Raw genomic sequence first — 16759 nt, forward strand, 5'->3', positions numbered from 1 at the left:
ACCGACATCATCCGAGTAAAGGATGTGACCGCGCTGGCCCACCGACACCATGCGTTTGCCCGCATAGGCCAGCCCGTTGATAAGCCCCTTGGGTGCAAGTTTGCTCTGCACCGCAGGGACGTCGAGCGGATCCTGAAAAGCAGCCTGGCTTGGAGAGGCGAGCGCCATCGCGCAAACACCTGCCAAAACCAGCCATGTACGACTTGTCTTCAACATTGAATTCTCTCCATCAGACTGCTATTTTGAAATCTGCCCTATCAGCGCACGCCGCTGCCGGCCAGTGCGTCAGGCGACCATTCTTTTTCAGGCAACATGTCACCGTGGCGCACGCCACCTTTTTCAGCCGTGTAGCCGTTGATCACGTACAAGCCAGCAATGAAATCGTAGTTCCCCTGCAGGTCGCCGAAGGGCGCTGGCACCTCGTAGCTGGGCGCCATGTAGCCAAAGCTTGAACGGTAGAGCTGACCGCGACCATCGTACTGATCGCTGGTTGCAGCCGCCCACGAATCTTCATCAAGGTAGAAGGTGCGCTTGCTGTAGATGTGGCGCTTGCCTTCGGCGAGGGTGGCTTCAACCACCCAAACCCGGTGGAGTTCCCAGCGCACCAGGTCAGGATTGAGGTGGTTGGGCTTCAACAGATCCTCGGCCTTTGAAGCGTAAGCCATCTTGTAGGTGTTGTAGGGGATGTACACCTCTTTCTTGCCGATCAGCTTGAAATTGAAACGCTCCATCGAACCCGAGAAGACATAAGCGTCGTCATAGGTCGAGGCGCCGGCGGTGCCCACATTGGGCGTATCGTGGGCGACATCTGGTGCCAGCTTGACACGACGCTGACCAGGCAGGTATTGCCAGGCGCGACGGCTTTTGTTCACTGGATCCAGATGGTCGAACACCATCAGCGCCTCGCCGGCGCGGCGTGCCGGGCCGGTGTAGGTGATCTTGAGTTTGAAGAGAACATCAGCGCCCTTCTGCGCGGGGTCCCAGTAAGGCATGTCTTGCGACAGCTTGCCCGAGGTTGACAACGAGGCCCGGCCCGATGAATCGACGTTGTAAGAGTCGTACTTGAGGTTGGTGCCCTGGCCACGGAAACGCACCAGGTGGTTCCACATGGCCTCATAACCGTCCTTGGGGATAGGGAACGGATAACCCGCATGGCAGCCTTCCATTGACAGACCGTTGTTGGTGGTCTTGGCAGTCACGGCACAGCCGGCGGTGTTGTCAGTCACAAACTTGGGAAAAGCCACCGTGCGGTGGGTCGGGTACACGTCAATGCGGTAGGTCGGGTACTTCTTCATCAGGGCCTTCACGCCCTCGGTGAGCTTGTCGGCGTACTTGTCCATGTTTTTGACATCGATCGAGTACAGCGGCTTCTCATTGGCAAACGGGTCGGGACGAAGGCCATCGCCCTTCTTGAAAGCCGCCGGCAGCGATGCCAAGCCACCGGTGTAGGCGGGAATGGTGCCGTCCTTGTTGCCGGCCTTCTCGGCGCCCACGGCAGTCAGCGTGGTGCCGAGTTTTTTGGCCTCGTCTGCGCTGACAGCAGCCAGTGCCGAACCGGCAAATGCCGCGCCAAGCGCGGCGGTGATGAGTTTTTTAGAGAATTTCATGAATGCCTCGGTTTGTTAAAAGGTGGTCTTGAATGTGAACATGATGTGTCCACGGTCCTTGAGCAGGGTGCTCAGGCCGTTGAAACCGGTGACGCCGGTGAGGCCTGGCAAGGCAGGACTGATAGCTCCGGTTTTGACATCGCCAAAGAAGTCGACGTATTTCAGGTCGAATCGGTATTTCGACTGCACGTCAGCCGAAAGCCCGATGCTGTAGTTGCCGTTGCCTTCATTGCCGCCCAGCGTCACTGGCGAGTTGCCCGAGAGGGTTTTGGAATAACTCATGGGCATCGACAAATCGACCCCCGGCATTACCTGGAACCAGACCGGCGTGAAGTTGAACGCAAGGCCAAAACTGCGGCCTGTCGCGCAACCATCACCACTATCCTTGTACAGCCCACGCACTTGTGGCGACGGCGACGCAGCCAGCTTCGGGTTGCAAACACCATACCCTTCACCGTAGTACATGTCCTGGTTGGCGGTGATCTTGTCGAGCTTGCTATAGGTCAGCTCGCCCACATAACTGGCGGTGTCAAACAGCGGCGTCTTGGGCACGATGCCCAGCGCGTTGACCACCAAGTGATAGGTGTTGCCGCGCGCCTGGTAGCTGTTGTCGTTGAGCGTGACGTTCGCCGCCCCATTTGGGAACAGGGCCTGCGTGAAAGCGCTTAGCGGACCCACCAGACCACTCGGTGTAAAACCCAGGGGTTGCGAATTCAGCGGCGTGTTTTTCCGGTAAGAGAAATCTGTGCCGATGCTGACGCCACCGATGCTTTTTGACAAGCTCATGCCGAACAGGTCAATGTTTTCCCCATAGAACTGGCCGTACTGCAGCCTCAGGGGGTTTGTCGCCGTCTGCGTCCCTCCGCCAGTCACAAACACGCCATTCAGCTTGTCGGTGTAGTTGCGGTAGAAGAAGCCCAGGGTGCCATCCAACGCCTCTGGCGACCAGCGCGCAGCCAGGGCAAATTCGCCACGGTCTTCGGGCTCATTGGCGCTGGTGCGGGGCACAACGCCAAAGGCCGTCCACTGTTGCTGCGGACCATTGAAGATGGGGTCGCCCGGTGCCAGGAAAGTGCCGCCCTCAGGGTAGCGGAACGACTCCCATTCGAGGAAGTATTGCGCTCCCAGCGACAACTCGGTGGTGGGCTGGTAAGTGCCCGAAATGCTGTTGAGTGGTCGGAACAATTCCTTGGCTTCCGCGCCCGGCGTGGCAAAGCCCTTGCCCAAATCGATGGGCGACTGCGCATACGACACGCTGTGCACCGCGCCGCCCAACAACAGCGACTCACCCCAGAACACGGTGTGGCGGCCGGCCTTGAGCGACAGCGGCGCGTCGGCCACGTCAAAGGTGCCAAACACAAAGGCGTCCAGAATCTCACCCGACGGACCCGCGTAGTAGCGATCGGTGTAAGCCGAGTAGTTGTCGCCAACATAGCTGCCAGGAATCTGCGCCGGAAGCGCCGGATTGCGCTTGGCCTTGCCATCGTTATAGGCGTTGTCATACCAGCCCGCACCGCTCACGCGGAAACCATACTTGCCCTTGTAAACCAGATCCAGCTCAGACAGCAGGTCGAGGCGGTTGGCAACCAAATCGCCATTGTCGAAGCGGAACTCACCTTCGTCGTAGGTTGGATTATTGCCAACCAGACTCTTGTTTTGTTGACCGGTGCGAACACCGAGGTTGTAACGCACGGTGTTGTCCCAGCGCACCTCAAGGTCGGGGTTGCCGGTGTTGAATTCCATGGCTTGGGCCGGTGCTGCTGCCAGCACGAGCATGCCAAGCACCGCTGCCGACACAGCCGTCAGCCGGGCACCGGTGCGACACTTAAGAAGGGTCTGATGTTGCATGTGTTGTCTCCTGTTATTACGCGTTAAAAATCTCAAAGAAGCAGTTTGAATTCTGAGTCAGAATTCCTTTTGGAACCCCCCCCGACTAAGGGGGGCGAGTGGTGATGACGGCCTGAGCTTCGAACCTCATCGTCAATCGGGGGGAGGAAGAAGTTTCTTGCATAAAGCAATATCGCGATATCGGTTTTCCGCAAACTCAAATCAACATTAGATAGCGGCATCTCGGGATGGATTGGGAGAAACCCTAACCAGTTGTTTCTGCTCCACAATGGATGGATGAGTAAAGAGTGGCTCCTGCCTCCTTATTGGGGTTGTCGTTGCTGCCAAATGGAAATTCAAGGCGTCAAGCGTCTGATCTTTTTTATTGGATGAGGATGACTAGATGAACAAGCGGTCTGAGCCATTGCCCTCCGGGGGGGGTGACCCGCAACTCCTTTTAAAGATCACGCCACCCAGGATTCCCAGGACCGTGCTGGAACGGGGCCGGCTCAGCAGCCAAAACATCGCTTTTGCAGACAAGAGCGTGGTGGCCATTCAGGCCACTGCCGGTTCAGGCAAAACATCTTTGCTGGCGCAATGGCGCAAGGAAGCCCTGCAGACGGGCGCTGTGGTGGCCTGGCTTACGCTGGACAGCCTGGACGACGACGGCCGCTTTATTGTGGCGCTCACCTATGCCATGCGCGCCAGCAGCGGGCGCACCACTTTTGGCAATTCCTGGATTTGGGACACACGGTCTGAAATGAGCCCGCTCGCCGCCTTGACCGGCTGGCTCGCCGAGGTGGCCGAAATGGCTGTTGAAACGCTGCTGATTCTTGACGATGTGCACGCCTTGCCCGAAGTCACCCTGAACTCGTCACTGGTCTACCTTTTGCTCAATGCGCCAGCCAACCTCAAGATTGTGCTGGCTTCACGCAAAGCCATAGCGCTGCCGATGGCGGAGTTGTCGTCGCGCGGGCGCTTTGCCACGATCCTGGACCAAGACTTGCGCTTTGACCTGGATGAAATTATTTTGCTGCTGCGTGCGCGCTTTGGCCAGCGCATCACCATGGACAGTTGCGTGCGCCTGTACGAGTTGACCCAAGGTTGGTCACTGGGCGTGCAGCTTGCCATCTCATCCATCGAGCGCAGTGCCGACATCCAGGAGGCCATCGCCGGTTTTTCGGTCAAGTCCAGCGACATGCAACGCTACTTTGTGGAATGCTTGGTGAGCCACCTGCCGGAGCCCATGGCGCAGTTTCTGGTGAAAGTCTCGTTTGTCAATGACTTGTCGCCCGACCTGTGTGTGGCGATCACCGGCGAAGCCACAAGCGCGCAAACATTGAATAAATTGTGCGAACTGACCCCCATCTTCATTGAAGGTGTGGAAAGCGAATGGATGCGCATCCATCCGCTGGCGCGTGAGTTCCTGCTGGAACGCTTTGAGACCTTGCCGGAGCCGCAAAAGCGCGACTACCATGCCCGCGCGGGTCGTTGGCTGGAAGCGCACAGGCTCTTTGAGGCCGCTGCGCGCCATATGCTCAAAGCCGGCCAGGATGAACTGGCCTACGATTTGGTGGAGCGCTGCCTGCACGCAGTCACGGCCAGCGGCAATGTCTCGCTGGTCACCTTCTGGATGGAGCGCCTTCCCGCTGCGGAAATCATGCGGCGCACCAGTTTGCGGCTGGCGGTGGGCTGGATTCTGGCGCAGAGTGAGCGCTACGCCGAAGCGGCTAAAACCGTCGAGTCCATCCTCAATGACCCGGCGGCGGCTGATGGCGACAAATGCGAGAGCGCCGAAATTTGTGCCACCGCCGCTTATTTTGCCGACGACATCGACAGCATGGGGCCCTTTGTGGCGGCGTGGTATGAGGCCCTGCCACCGCAATCGATGTTGCACAAGCTCATCGGCGCCAACCAGTTGGCGGTGTTGACCATTTATCGCGGCGCACCCGAGCAGGCGCGTTACGCCCTGGCCAGCTTGCAGAACGTCGACACGGTGGGTGGCTACACGCTGGGTTGGCGCGACTGGCTGGTCGGAATGAGCTACCTGTGGGAAGGCCAGGTTGAGCTGGGCGCCAAAAAATTGCGCCCCGCCCTGGCGCGTGCCGAGCAGAGTTCTGGGCGGCGCAGCCCCATTGCGGTGATGCTGGCCGTGGCACTGGCCTCTGCCCTGTGGGAGTGCAACCAGCCCGAAGAGGCAGCCACCCTGGTCGCCAATCGACTCGATATTCTGGAACGGTGCACGCCGCCGGATGCGATTGCCATGGGTTATGTGACGGCGGCACGGGTAGAGCTGGCAGGCAACCGCGAGCAGCACGCGCTGGAGTTGCTGGACTACCTGTTTGACCTGGGGCAAGCCCGCCATCTGCCGCGCTTGTGCATCGTCAGCCTGGGTGAGCGCATCCGGATGCATGCGCTGCTCAGGCGCGGCGATGTGTGCGCCGTGACCGCCCGCAAGCTCGACGCCTTTGTCAGCAGCCTGGGCGAGCACAAATGGGGCCTGTTGGCGCCGATCATTGAATTCCAGATTGGCATGGCGCGCGCCTATGCCGCTGTGGCGCGCAATGCCTGGAAACAGGCACTTGAGCTTCTAAATGCCATTGCCCCGATTGTTGACCGACTGCGCCAGGGGCGAGAAATCTTGCGCACCCAGTTGCTGAAAGCCCTAGCCATGAAGCGCTGCGGCGAAGACGGCGAGCCGCTGCTGCGCGAAGCACACGGCATGGCCGAACTGTGGGGACTGGCGCGCGTGCTCACCGACACCCACCCCGATCTGGTCGAGTGGGCCGATCAACTGAAATTGGGCCCGGGACACGCCCAACCCGTTGGCGACAGGGCCGACCCGGCAAAACCGTTGGCCGCGCCCGCAGAAAAACCGCGCCAGGCGGCAGTGGCGCGTGTTGCCAAAAAATCGCTGTTGTCACCCAAGGAGCTTGAGGTGATCAAGCTGCTGGCCAGCAACCTGTCGAACAAGCAAATCGGGCTGGCCATGAGCGTGAGCGACGAGACCATCAAGTGGCACCTGAAAAACCTGTTTGGCAAGCTCAATGCCGGCAGCCGCAAGCACCTGGTGGCCCGGGCCCGCATCATGGGGCTCATTGAACACTGATCGTCAGACGCGGCTCACTTGCTCAGAATGTGAATGGCCACGGCCGCTTCCTCGATGCCTTGCAGGCCGCCACCGTTCTCCTGTATCGCGTGTCGCGCACCCTGCACCTGGCGGGCACCGGCTTCGCCACGCAACTGGGTGGTGAGCTCATACAACTGGCCCAATCCGGTGGCGCCCAGCGGATGGCCTTTTGATTCGAGTCCGCCGGACGGATTCACGGGAAGGCGCCCGCCCAGGGTGAATTCGCCACGCTCGGCCGACGGCCCGCCCTGGCCCAGCGGCACAAAGCCCAGGTTTTCGACCTGAATGATTTCACCCATGGCAGAGGCATCGTGCACCTCGGCCACGCTCATGTCCTGCGGGCCCAGACCCGCCTGCTCATAGGCCTGTTGTGCCGCCAGGCGGCTGATTTGCAATTCGGGTTGCTCCAGGCTGCGGTGACTGAAGCTGCGGACCACGCTGGCAGCCACCTTGATGCAACGCTTGCGGTCGGCGCCAATGCGCTTGAGCCCTTCTTCGGTGCACAGGATGGCGGCGGCAGCGCCATCCGACAGGGGTGAGCACATGGGCAATGTCAGCGGGTAGGTGATGGGCGGTGCGGCAAGAATATCGTCGATGGTGAACGCCTTGCGAATTTGCGAATAGGGGTTGTGCACCGAGTGGCCATGGTTCTTGGAGGAAACAGCAGCAAGTTGTCGTTGGGTGGTGCCGTAATGCTTCATGTGATGACGGCAAAAAGCCGCATAAATTTGCATGAACTTGCTGTAGGGCCGGTCCGACTCCGAGCCGTGCGGAACCTCAACGCCTTCGCCCATTTTGACCAGGGTCTGGTAATGTTCATCGGCCCGCGAAACGTCCCAGCCTGCATCGAAGAGTGAAAATGCCTTGAGCTTGTCGGCAATGTTCATCTTTTCGGCGCCCAAGGCCAGCGCGACGTCAGCACTGCCGCCGCGCAGGTGATGGATCGCCAGATTGAATGCGGTGCTGCCCGATGCACAGGCGTTTTCGACGTTGTAAATCGGGATCGAGTCGATGCCGATTTTGCTGAACACCACCTGGCCGGGAATGCTGAACTGTCCCTGCAGGAAGCCCTGGGTCATGCCCGAATAAAAGGCCACGCCAATGTCGGAAATCTTGCAATTGGCGTCCTTGACGGCGCAGTTGAGCGCCTCTCTGGCCAATTCATGCACCGGAATTTCCAGGTGACGGCCAAATACTGTCATGGCGATGCCGGCGATATAAACAGTCGTCATAACGCAACCCCGCTCTGGGTCTCATGGTGATTCAGGTGGCGGTATGTCATTGCAAAATTCTCCAGTCGTTTCCTCATGCCAAGGCAGCATGAAAACATGGGGGGTATGTTAGGTTTGCCGGGGCCAAATCAGACCCCCCAGAACAGGGGGGGAGGCTGCCAAGCCCTTAGCTAAAGGTGGCTTCAGACTGCAAGGCAGCCGCATCCGGTAGCTTGTATTCAATGCCTTGCCAGTCGGCACCGCCCAGGCGGGTGACAAAGTCGGCAACACAGGCGAGCGCCTGCTCCGCTTCGGGCAGCCAATGTACCGCCTGCCAGACATGGGGCATCTCTGACCACACTTGCAATTCGGCATAGGTGCCGCCGGCACGCGCCAGGGCAAACGCCTTGCGCGACTGAAACAGCAGCATTTCGGTGCTGCCGGCCTGAAACAGCAGCGGCGGCAAGCCGTGCAAACTGCCGGCGCAAGGGGATATGGCCGGGTCGTACGGCCCCACATGGCTCACCACAACGCGCTGCAACAACTCAAGCATGCCGGGCCCGATCATCGGATCGGCCAATGTGGACTGCGCATCGAGCTCGCGCATCGAGTCCACGCAACTCCCCGGGGAAAACATCACGCCGCAAGCGGGCAACGGCAAGCCGGCATCGCGAATGCGCTGCATCGTGGACAGCACCAGCATGCCGCCGGCGGAGTCCCCAGCCAGGATGATGTTGGCGGCGTCATGCCCGTCAACAATCAACCAGCGGTAGGCGGCCAGGCAGTCTTCGTGGGCGGCAGGCAGTGGGTGGTCGGGAGCCAACCGGTAATGCGGCAAAAACGCTTTGGCGCCCAGGAGCTTGCACAGTCGCGCGGCCAGGCGACCATGCAGGTGCGGCGTGCTGAGCATGAAGCCGCCGCCGTGCAAATACAAAATGACGCGTTTCGTGTGGGTGCCACGCAGGCTGATCCATTCGGCTGCCAGCCCGTTGGCCCCCACGCTCTTGCGATCAAAACCGCTGTCGCCGCCACTGCCCCCCAACCAGCGGTCGAGCTTGACCATCATGGCTTTGGCGTCAGCCAGTTCAACATGCCCGGGCAGCATCTTTTTGACGACGTGGCGGTAAAACGTGAGCAAGCCCCGCGCTTTCCAGCTCAGGCGCGCCGGTGGACTCGGGAAAACGGTATCAAAGTTGGTGCTGATTTGTTCAACCGCCATATCAGGTGGCACTCCGTTTTGGGCTGCGTTTGCGCGCCGGCGTGGCGCGTTTTGAAGCCTTGGCGCTCAAGGCGCTGGCCGCCTGTTCAAGTTCGTCAAATGACATCTGCACCAGTTCGCTCAAGCGCGCCATGTCGGCCACCACCGATTGCAGGGACGTGATCGACACATAGGTGTTTTCGGCATAGGTGTAAATGCCGTACATCAGGCGCGTGCCCAGCGACGGCCCCATGAAGGGCACAAAGTAGTCCAGATGGCTGCCGTTCAGGTACAGCGTGGTGGGCATGCCGTAGGGGTTGGAGATCATCATGTTGGCTGTGACCGGCAGCCGCTCACCCACCCGAATCAGGTCAGGCGCCGCCGCAAAGCCCATGTTGATCATGGCAAACAGCTTGGCACCCGCCGCGTCGAGTGAGCCAATTTCGGCTTTTGCACTGCCCATGGCGGCCTTGACGGTGGCCAGACGCTCCAGCGGCTGGGCACCGGGCTTGCCCAGCGGCACCAGCGCGCCAGAGAGCTGGTTGCCGGCACCCGCAATCTTGATGGCCATCGGCACCATCGCAATCATGGGTTTGGTCACTTCCATGCCCAGTTCTTCAAGGTAACGCGCGTAGGCCGCGTCAACCACGGCCGTCATCACATCGTTGAAAGTGGTGTCGGTCGCCTTGGCGAGCGCCTTGATACGCTCGACCGCAATTTTGGCCAGGCCATAGGTGCGTGCGCTGGAGCCATTGCGCTCGGGGCGGGTCTCGGGGGCCGACAGCGGCAAGGCGATGTGGCGCCCGCCCGTGGCCTGCAAGCCTTGTTGCAAAAACACCTTGCCCAGCTCGGCGGCCACGCCAACCGATTTTTTGACCAGCTTGGCAGCCTTGCCGACGCTGCTGAGCATCTCGGGCGCTTCTGTGTGCTCATGGGATACAGCCACCTGTTTCACCCAGGTCGACAAGCCCTGCCAAGGTGCCTTGTAGGTCTTGGCCTGTGGCGAATCAGACATCATCTCGCCCATCAGGCGAAAGATGCTGATGCCGTCCCACTGCGAATGGTGGGCGACAAACAGGAACGCAAAGCGCCCGCCCTCCAGGCCCTCGATCCAGTGCAGGCGCCACAGCGGTTTGTCCCAGCTCAGCGACGGGCCGGCCAGCTCAGCGGCGGCGGCCAGCAGTTGCGCATTGGTGCCGGGGGAGGGTAACCGGCTGTCGAATACATGCTGGGAAAGATCAACGTCTACTTCCTCCCAGTGCGGCAGCGTGCCCAGCTTCCATTGCGGGCGCAGGTTGAAGGGCGCGCCCACCGCACGCCGCTTCATGGCGCGCAGCAGGCGCCTGGCGTAGTCGGGAGCGGCACCTTCTGGCGGCGTAAACACATACAGAAAGGCACCATGCACGGGCACGACCTTGGATTCCAGCAAGAACCAGGACATGTCCAGGGGCATCATTTTGAGCATCATGGGCCCCTTGTTAAATTTTTCGGTTGGCTTGATTCCAGTACTGCTGGCGGATGTCTTTCTTGAGCACCTTGCCAACCGGACTGCGCGGCAAGGCAGCAATGAACTCCACGGTCTTGGGCGCCTTGACCGAACCAAGCTTGTCCTTGCACAGGGCAATCAGTTCTTCGGCGGTGACGCTTTGGCCCTGATTGAGCTCCACCACCGCTTTAACGGCCTCGCCCCATTTTTCGTCGGGCACGCCGATCACTGCGCAGTCTTGCACCGCCGGGTGGCCCCAGATCACCTGCTCGACTTCGCTCGGGTACACGTTGAAGCCGCCCGAGATGATCATGTCCTTTTTGCGGTCGGTGATGTGCAGGTAACCCTCGGCATCAATGTGACCGATGTCGCCGGTATGCAGCCAGCCGTCGATGATGGTCTCGGCGGTTTTTTCGGGGGCCTTGTAGTAGCCCTTCATGACCAGGTCGCCGCGCACACAAATCTCGCCGGTCTCGCACTGGGCCAGGATTTGATTGGCGTCGTTCATGATCTCGACATGCACCAGCGGATTGGGCCGACCCACCGAAGACAAACGCTCGTCGGAGGCTTTCTTGCCGCCCGACAAATGCTCGCCTGGTGGCAGGAACGAGATCGATGCGGGCGCTTCGGTCTGACCGTAGCCGCCCATCATGACCGGGCCGATGACGTCAATGGCCTGCTTGAGTTTTTCGACTGACATCGGCGCTGCCCCATACAGGAAATACTTGACCGAAGAAAAGTCAACCTTTTTGCCCAGATCAGGCACGTCCAGCAGGCGGTAGATCACCGTGGGCGGCAAGAAGACTTCGGTCACCTTGTATTTGGGAATGGCGCCAAGCAGCACGGCCGGGTCGGGCTTGGTCACCACCACCACCGTGCCGCCGAGCGCGGTGCAAGGCAGCGACAGCAGGCCGGCGGTATGCGTCATGGGCGCGGCGGCCAGATTGACCGGCTTGTCTTCGGCCCCATAGTGGCAGGAGATCATGAAGTGGGCGCAAAAGGTTTGGGCGCTGCGGTGGGTGTTCATCACACCCTTCGGGCTACCGGTGGTGCCACCGGTGGACGACAGCATGACCACATCGTCCATGTCAACCGCCAGATGGGGGCGCGTGGCCGGCTGGCCCGCGATCCAGCTGGTCAGCGACATCGCGCTGGCCACTTCAGGCGCGTCGCCATCCACACAGATCCAGTGCCTGACCTTGGGCAGGCGGGGCTGCAGTTCGGCAATCACGGTGGCGAAATACTGCTGGAAGAACAGCACTTCGCAGTCAAAGGCATCAAGCACATAGTGGTTTTCGTCAGCCGAATTGCGCGCGCCCACCGGAATCCAGGTCATGTTGGCGCGCCACAGCCCCAACGTGCAGGTCCAGGCGGTCACATCGTTGGTGGCCCAGACGGCACCCTTGGTTTCCTTGGGAAAACCCTTGGCGAGCAAGGCGTTGGCGATGCGGCAGGAGAGCTCGCCCACTTCAGTGAAGCTGTAGGGGCGATCGTCCTGGATGTAGGCGGCACCCGTGGGGTTGCTGCGCCAGCCGCGGTCGAAGAAGTCGATGATGGCCATGCTGTTGGTCCTGATTAAAGTTGTTGCACCGTGGCACGGGCCAGGCCGCGCTGCTCAAGGAAGCCGAGCAGGTAGCGGTGGCCAAACGCCTTGCAGCCGGCGGCAAAGCCAACCTTGGCAGTTTCGCCGTCGAGCAGCTTGATGGCAGCGGCCGCCTGCAAGGCGCCGGTGGCAATGTAAGGCGTGATGCCATGCACGGTGGCGCGCACCGCAGCCAGTTGGCCGCGGCCGATGGCCACGTCAACGGTGCGCTGGATGGTGGTGCGCTCGCGCGGGGGCATGACGGGGGTGGTGGATTCGACCAGGCTCTTGACCACCGCGTCTTGCTGCTCGCGGGGCAGGTGCTTGTATTCGGTTTCCCACTTCTGGCACAGGCCGTGCACCATTTGCATCACCTGGTTGTCGTAAAAGCCGACGCTGGACGAGCAACTGCGCACGCGTGCGTCTTGTTCGAAGTAAATCGGTAGCGCCGTGCCGCCCCAGGGGATGCTGAACACCGGCTTGATGAAGTTGGGGTCAATCACATTGAACGAGGCGGTGATCGGATGCGGCACCAGCTTCTTTTCCCACAGGTAGCACTGCTCGGTGCGCAACAGTTCGAAGATCGAGGCGGCGGAGCCCAGGCTAACGCCGGCCACGTCGCGCGGGCCACGGCAAATCGTGGCGGTTTCCAGGGCATCAACGCCATGTGTTTCCAGCGCCAGCTCGGCCGCAATCTCGGCGTAGGTGTACATGTAAGAAAGGGAGGGCGACACCAGCAAACCGGCCTGGCGATACAGCTCGCCAAACTGGTCACGCACGGCGCGCATGTAGGATTGCTCGCCGGTGGTGTCCAGGTGGTGGCAACCGGCCTTGAGCGCAGCCTCTACCGCAACCAGACCAAAGTTGACAAACGGGCCCACGGTATTGCAGACCACTTTGGCACCCTTGAAGGCTTGGGTGAGCGACTCGACGTTGTGCTCGGCTTCAAGCATCTCGTAGGTAGCCGACTCAAGACGAACGACGCGCTGCGCCATCATCTCCTGGGTGCGCTTGGCATTGCGTGTGACGGCGGTGAAAGGGATGTTCTGGTCGATGAGCCAGTCCATGATCAACATGCCGGTGTAGCCACTGGCGCCATAGACGACGACTTGATGTTTTGCCATTTTGTATCTTCCTTAGATGTGAGTTGGGTTTGCGGGGTAAGGGAAAGGGGTGATGGGTTGGGGTCAGTTCTGGGTCCAGCCGTCGGCGTACAGGTCTTGCACCAGTCGGCCCAGGCGCATGGTCAGCACATAGTTCTCACCGTCCTCGATCAGCGCGGCACGCGCATCACGGAACAGTTTTTCGATCGGGTAGTCGCGCGAGGTGCCATTGCCACCAAACAACTGGAACGCCTCGTCAACCACTTTCATGGCCTCTTGCGTGACGGTCACCTTGGCCGATGCGGTCGCATAGGCATGGCCCTGGGGTGTCTGACGCGCATAAGCGAGCGAGCGGCGGGCCACGCCGCGGCAAAGCTCAACCCGGCGCATCATCTCGCCGATGCGGTAGCGGGTGAGCTGATGCTCGATGAGCATTTGCCCACCTTGTTTACGCTCATGGCAATAGGCCAGGGCCATCTCGAAGGCGGCCCGCGCCACGCCGGTCCAGACCTGGCTCATGAGTGTGCCGGCGTAGGACCAGGCCGAGGTGTGGTTGCCGTAATAGTTTTCTTTCAGGGCCACCGCAAAACGCTTGGGAACCTTGACGTTGTCAAAGTAAATTTCGCCCTGCGGCAACGCACGCTGGCCGATTTTGTCGAGCGGCTTGCCTCTGGACACGCCGGGCAGATCCAGCGGAATGATCACGGCAGCACCGTACGGCCGCCCGTCACTGTCAAAAAAGCCGTCGCCGTAGTCGGCGCTGAGGTAGGCCAGCGCAACCTGGGCGACCGCGCCGTTGGAGACCCAGGCCGAGCACTGGCCGTTGATGACGATCTCATCTTCGCCCACGCGGGCGAACATATTGCCCTTGTTGCCCTGAACGCCCGGGACCCAGTCTTTTTTCACGTCGTAGACCGTGACATCCGAGCCCTTGTCGGGGTGCGTGATCATCCAGCAACCGATCTTGCCGGTGCAGAGGTCAATGAGTTCCTGGTTTCCCACGGCCTTGGCCATTTCCAGTGGAAAGCCGGCAGCGCCAATGGAAATGGCCAGGCCGCCGTCGCCCCAGCCCATTTCTTCACCAATCAGGGACTCAACGCGCACGGCCATGTCGGGCGGCATTTGCGTCAGCAGGTCGGAGTCGATGCCAAGTTTTGCCGCCTCAAAATAGGCGGTGTACAAGGGCGATCCCGGTGCAATGACCTGCTCGGCGGTCATTTTGTCAAGCTCACGGCCGATCGGGCGCAGCACGTTTTTGGCAAACAGGTGCACGCTGTGCTGGATCGCGTTTTCCTCTTCGCTCATGGGCGTCTCGAAGCCGGACATGCTGATGGTCGGCAGCTTGACGTCGGTACTCAATTTCATCGTCGTTCTCCTGTGCAGCCAGTCGGTGCCGGCCTGTTTGTGGTGGGAGCTCATTCGTCGCTGGGATCAGCGAATGGGTCAGCAGGTGGCGACTCGGGTTACAACCTGCCTTGATGACCAAGCCTGAAATATAGGGCTGCTGCAGCCATAACTCCCCCCCAGCAACGGGGGGGAGCAGGGGCTTCCTGCCCCGCTGCGACGTCGCACCCCGGTGCCACTTCTCTTGTGCGACCACCCGCGCCGGGGGGGGCATCAGGGGCGCGCAAAAACCACAATCCGTGCAGATTTCCGATGCAGCAAAATGGTCGGCTGCTTGTGTCGTGCGACATTTCGTGCAGATAACAACTTCCTATAACTGACAGAAAATTCAATGCAAACGTTTAACCACATCAGTCTGAGAATTCCGTTATGGCCGCGGGGCAAGGTCTTGCTGCTGGCTGCTGCGCTGGCGGCCCTGGCCACAGGCATCCAAGCCCAAGAGGCCGCGCCAGACGCCGAAGCGGCCCGCATCCAGTCGGTGGCCGAAGAGGCCTACATCTATGGCCTGCCCATCGTCATGAATTACGCGGTCATGCATTCGTATGCGGTTGACAAGGCATCGCCGCAGTTCAAGGCGCCCTTCAACCAGCTCCACCACGAGGCCCGTGTGCTGACCCCCAAAGACACGGTGATCGTGACGCCCAACAGCGACACGCCTTATTCGATGTCGTGGCTGGACCTGCGCGCCGAGCCGGTGGTGATCAGCGTGCCCGCGGTCGACCCCAAGCGCTATTACTCGGTGCAGCTGGTGGACGGCAACACTTTCAACTACGGCATTTTTGGCTCACTGAGCACCGGGCATGCGCCGGGCAACTACCTGGCGGTGGGCCCGGACTGGCAGGGTGAAGTGCCGCCCGGCATCAGCAAGGTGTTTCGCTCGACCACGCAGTTTTCGCTGACCATCTTCCGCACCCAGCTCATCGGCCCGTCTGATATTGAGGCGGTGAAGCAAGTGCAGGCCGGCTACCGCGTGCAGACTCTTTCGGCATTCCTGAAAAAGCCGGCACCACCTGCCGCGCCAACGGTCAATTTCCCCAAGATCGACAAAGACCTGGCCAAAACCAACTTCTTTGCCTACCTTGACTTTGCGCTGCAATTTGCACCCGCCGGCCCTGAAGAAAAAGACATCCGCAACAAACTCGCCAGCATCGGCATTGGCGCTGGCAACTTCGACCAGTTCAAGGCCGTTGCCGGCAAGTACCGGCAGCAACTCGGCCTGGGCGTGAAGGCCGGCGATGACAAGCTGACAAAAGCCATTGCCGATTCGGGCGAGCGGCGCAGCGGCTGGCAGTTTCAGACCCTCTCGTTTGGCGACCGCGCCCATTTTGCCGGCAACTGGCTGCAGCGCGCGGCGCTGGCCAAAGCCGGCATCTTTGGGCTGGATGCCACCGAGGCCCTGTACCCGATGACGCGCACGCTGCCCAATGGCGAGCCGCTTGACGGCAGCAAACACACCTACACGCTCACCTTTGCTGCCGGCCAGTTGCCACCGGCCCGGGCCTTTTGGTCGCTGACCATGTACGACGGCGCCACGCAGTTCTTGATTGAGAACCCGATCAACCGCTACCTGATCAACTCACCAATGCTGGAAGGCATGGCCAAAAATCCCGACGGCTCGATCACGCTTTACCTCCAGAAAGACGCGCCTGCTGCTGACAAGGTGGCCAACTGGCTGCCAGCGCCCAATGGCCCGATTTACCTGGTGTTGCGCCTGTACGGGCCGGACAAATCTGCGCTCAATGGCGAGTGGAAGAATCCGCCGTTGGTGCAGGTCGCCCAATAAAAGGAACACATCATGTCAAAACTGGAAACCCGGTTTCCCAAGAAACGCGCACTCATCACCGGCGCCACCACCGGCTTTGGCGAAGCGCTGGCCCATGCGCTGGCCGAGCGCGGCTGGAATGTGGTGGTCACCGGCCTCCATGAAGACGCGATCAAGCGCACAGTAGCTGACGTGACGCAACGTGGCGGCAATGCCATGGGGTTCTTGCTGGATGTGTGTGACAGGGCGCAATGGGAAAAAGTGCGCCGGCAAGTTGTGGTGGCGTGGGGCGGCATTGACCTGTTGGTCAATAACGCCGGCATTGCCGATGCCAACAAGATGGTGGACATGAGCGACTCAGACTGGGACACCATGTTGTCGGTCAACCTGAATGGCGTGATCAATGGCTGCCGCGCCTATGCCCCGGACATGATGGCGCAAAAATCCGG

At 60.6% G+C, this 16759-nt stretch carries 11 protein-coding genes and 1 pseudogene; 3 read left to right on the forward strand and 9 right to left on the reverse strand.

Translation table 11 applies throughout. From position 1 onward, the window contains the following. From GPS82_RS08795 to GPS82_RS08805, 3 genes and pseudogenes are all read right to left on the reverse strand, one after another. Positions 1–216 (reverse strand): annotated as a pseudogene (locus GPS82_RS08795) (glycosyl hydrolase); the annotation flags it as partial. Between the two features lie 41 nt (positions 217–257). After that, positions 258–1607 (reverse strand): DUF1329 domain-containing protein, encoded by a 1350-nt coding sequence (locus GPS82_RS08800; RefSeq protein WP_296493454.1) that lies wholly within the window; start codon positions 1605–1607, stop codon positions 258–260. Between the two features lie 15 nt (positions 1608–1622). Continuing rightward, positions 1623–3455: a DUF1302 domain-containing protein gene (locus GPS82_RS08805; protein ID WP_296493455.1), complete on the reverse strand. Its 1833-nt coding sequence runs from the start codon at positions 3453–3455 to the stop codon at positions 1623–1625. Between the two features lie 382 nt (positions 3456–3837). Between GPS82_RS08805 and GPS82_RS08810 the strand changes: the two genes are divergently transcribed. Then, positions 3838–6543 (forward strand): LuxR C-terminal-related transcriptional regulator, encoded by a 2706-nt coding sequence (locus GPS82_RS08810; protein ID WP_296493457.1) that lies wholly within the window; start codon positions 3838–3840, stop codon positions 6541–6543. 14 nt (positions 6544–6557) lie between these two features. On the opposite strand, the gene GPS82_RS08815 is transcribed toward GPS82_RS08810, so the two are convergent. The 6 genes from GPS82_RS08815 to GPS82_RS08840 all read right to left on the reverse strand — a co-directional run bounded on the left by GPS82_RS08815 (position 6558) and on the right by GPS82_RS08840 (position 14509). Continuing rightward, complete coding sequence (locus tag GPS82_RS08815) at positions 6558–7796, reverse strand: thiolase family protein (protein ID WP_296493458.1); 1239 nt, start codon at positions 7794–7796, stop codon at positions 6558–6560. A 166-nt stretch (positions 7797–7962) separates the two neighbouring features. Next, positions 7963–8994, reverse strand: a complete 1032-nt coding sequence (locus GPS82_RS08820) for an alpha/beta hydrolase (protein ID WP_296493460.1) — start codon at positions 8992–8994, stop codon at positions 7963–7965. A gap of 1 nt (position 8995) precedes the next feature. Next, positions 8996–10438: a wax ester/triacylglycerol synthase domain-containing protein gene (locus GPS82_RS08825; RefSeq protein ID WP_296493461.1), complete on the reverse strand. Its 1443-nt coding sequence runs from the start codon at positions 10436–10438 to the stop codon at positions 8996–8998. A gap of 13 nt (positions 10439–10451) precedes the next feature. Next, positions 10452–12020 carry an AMP-binding protein gene (locus GPS82_RS08830; protein ID WP_296493463.1) on the reverse strand — a complete coding sequence of 523 codons (1569 nt, stop codon included), beginning with the start codon at positions 12018–12020 and terminating at the stop codon, positions 10452–10454. Positions 12021–12034: 14 nt separating this feature from the next. Then, positions 12035–13165 carry a DUF5938 domain-containing protein gene (locus GPS82_RS08835; RefSeq protein ID WP_296493465.1) on the reverse strand — a complete coding sequence of 377 codons (1131 nt, stop codon included), beginning with the start codon at positions 13163–13165 and terminating at the stop codon, positions 12035–12037. A gap of 63 nt (positions 13166–13228) precedes the next feature. Further along, complete coding sequence (locus GPS82_RS08840) at positions 13229–14509, reverse strand: acyl-CoA dehydrogenase (protein ID WP_296493467.1); 1281 nt, start codon at positions 14507–14509, stop codon at positions 13229–13231. Between the two features lie 370 nt (positions 14510–14879). On the opposite strand from GPS82_RS08840, the gene GPS82_RS08845 reads away from it, so the two are divergent. Next, positions 14880–16331, forward strand: coding sequence for a DUF1254 domain-containing protein (locus tag GPS82_RS08845; RefSeq protein ID WP_296493470.1), 1452 nt, complete (start codon positions 14880–14882; stop codon positions 16329–16331). Positions 16332–16343: 12 nt separating this feature from the next. Then, positions 16344–16759 (forward strand): SDR family oxidoreductase (locus GPS82_RS08850; protein ID WP_296493473.1); only part of this gene is annotated, 416 nt, incomplete at its 3' end.

The sequence above is a fragment of the Rhodoferax sp. genome (assembly GCF_011391645.1).
Taxonomy (GTDB): domain Bacteria; phylum Pseudomonadota; class Gammaproteobacteria; order Burkholderiales; family Burkholderiaceae_C; genus Rhodoferax.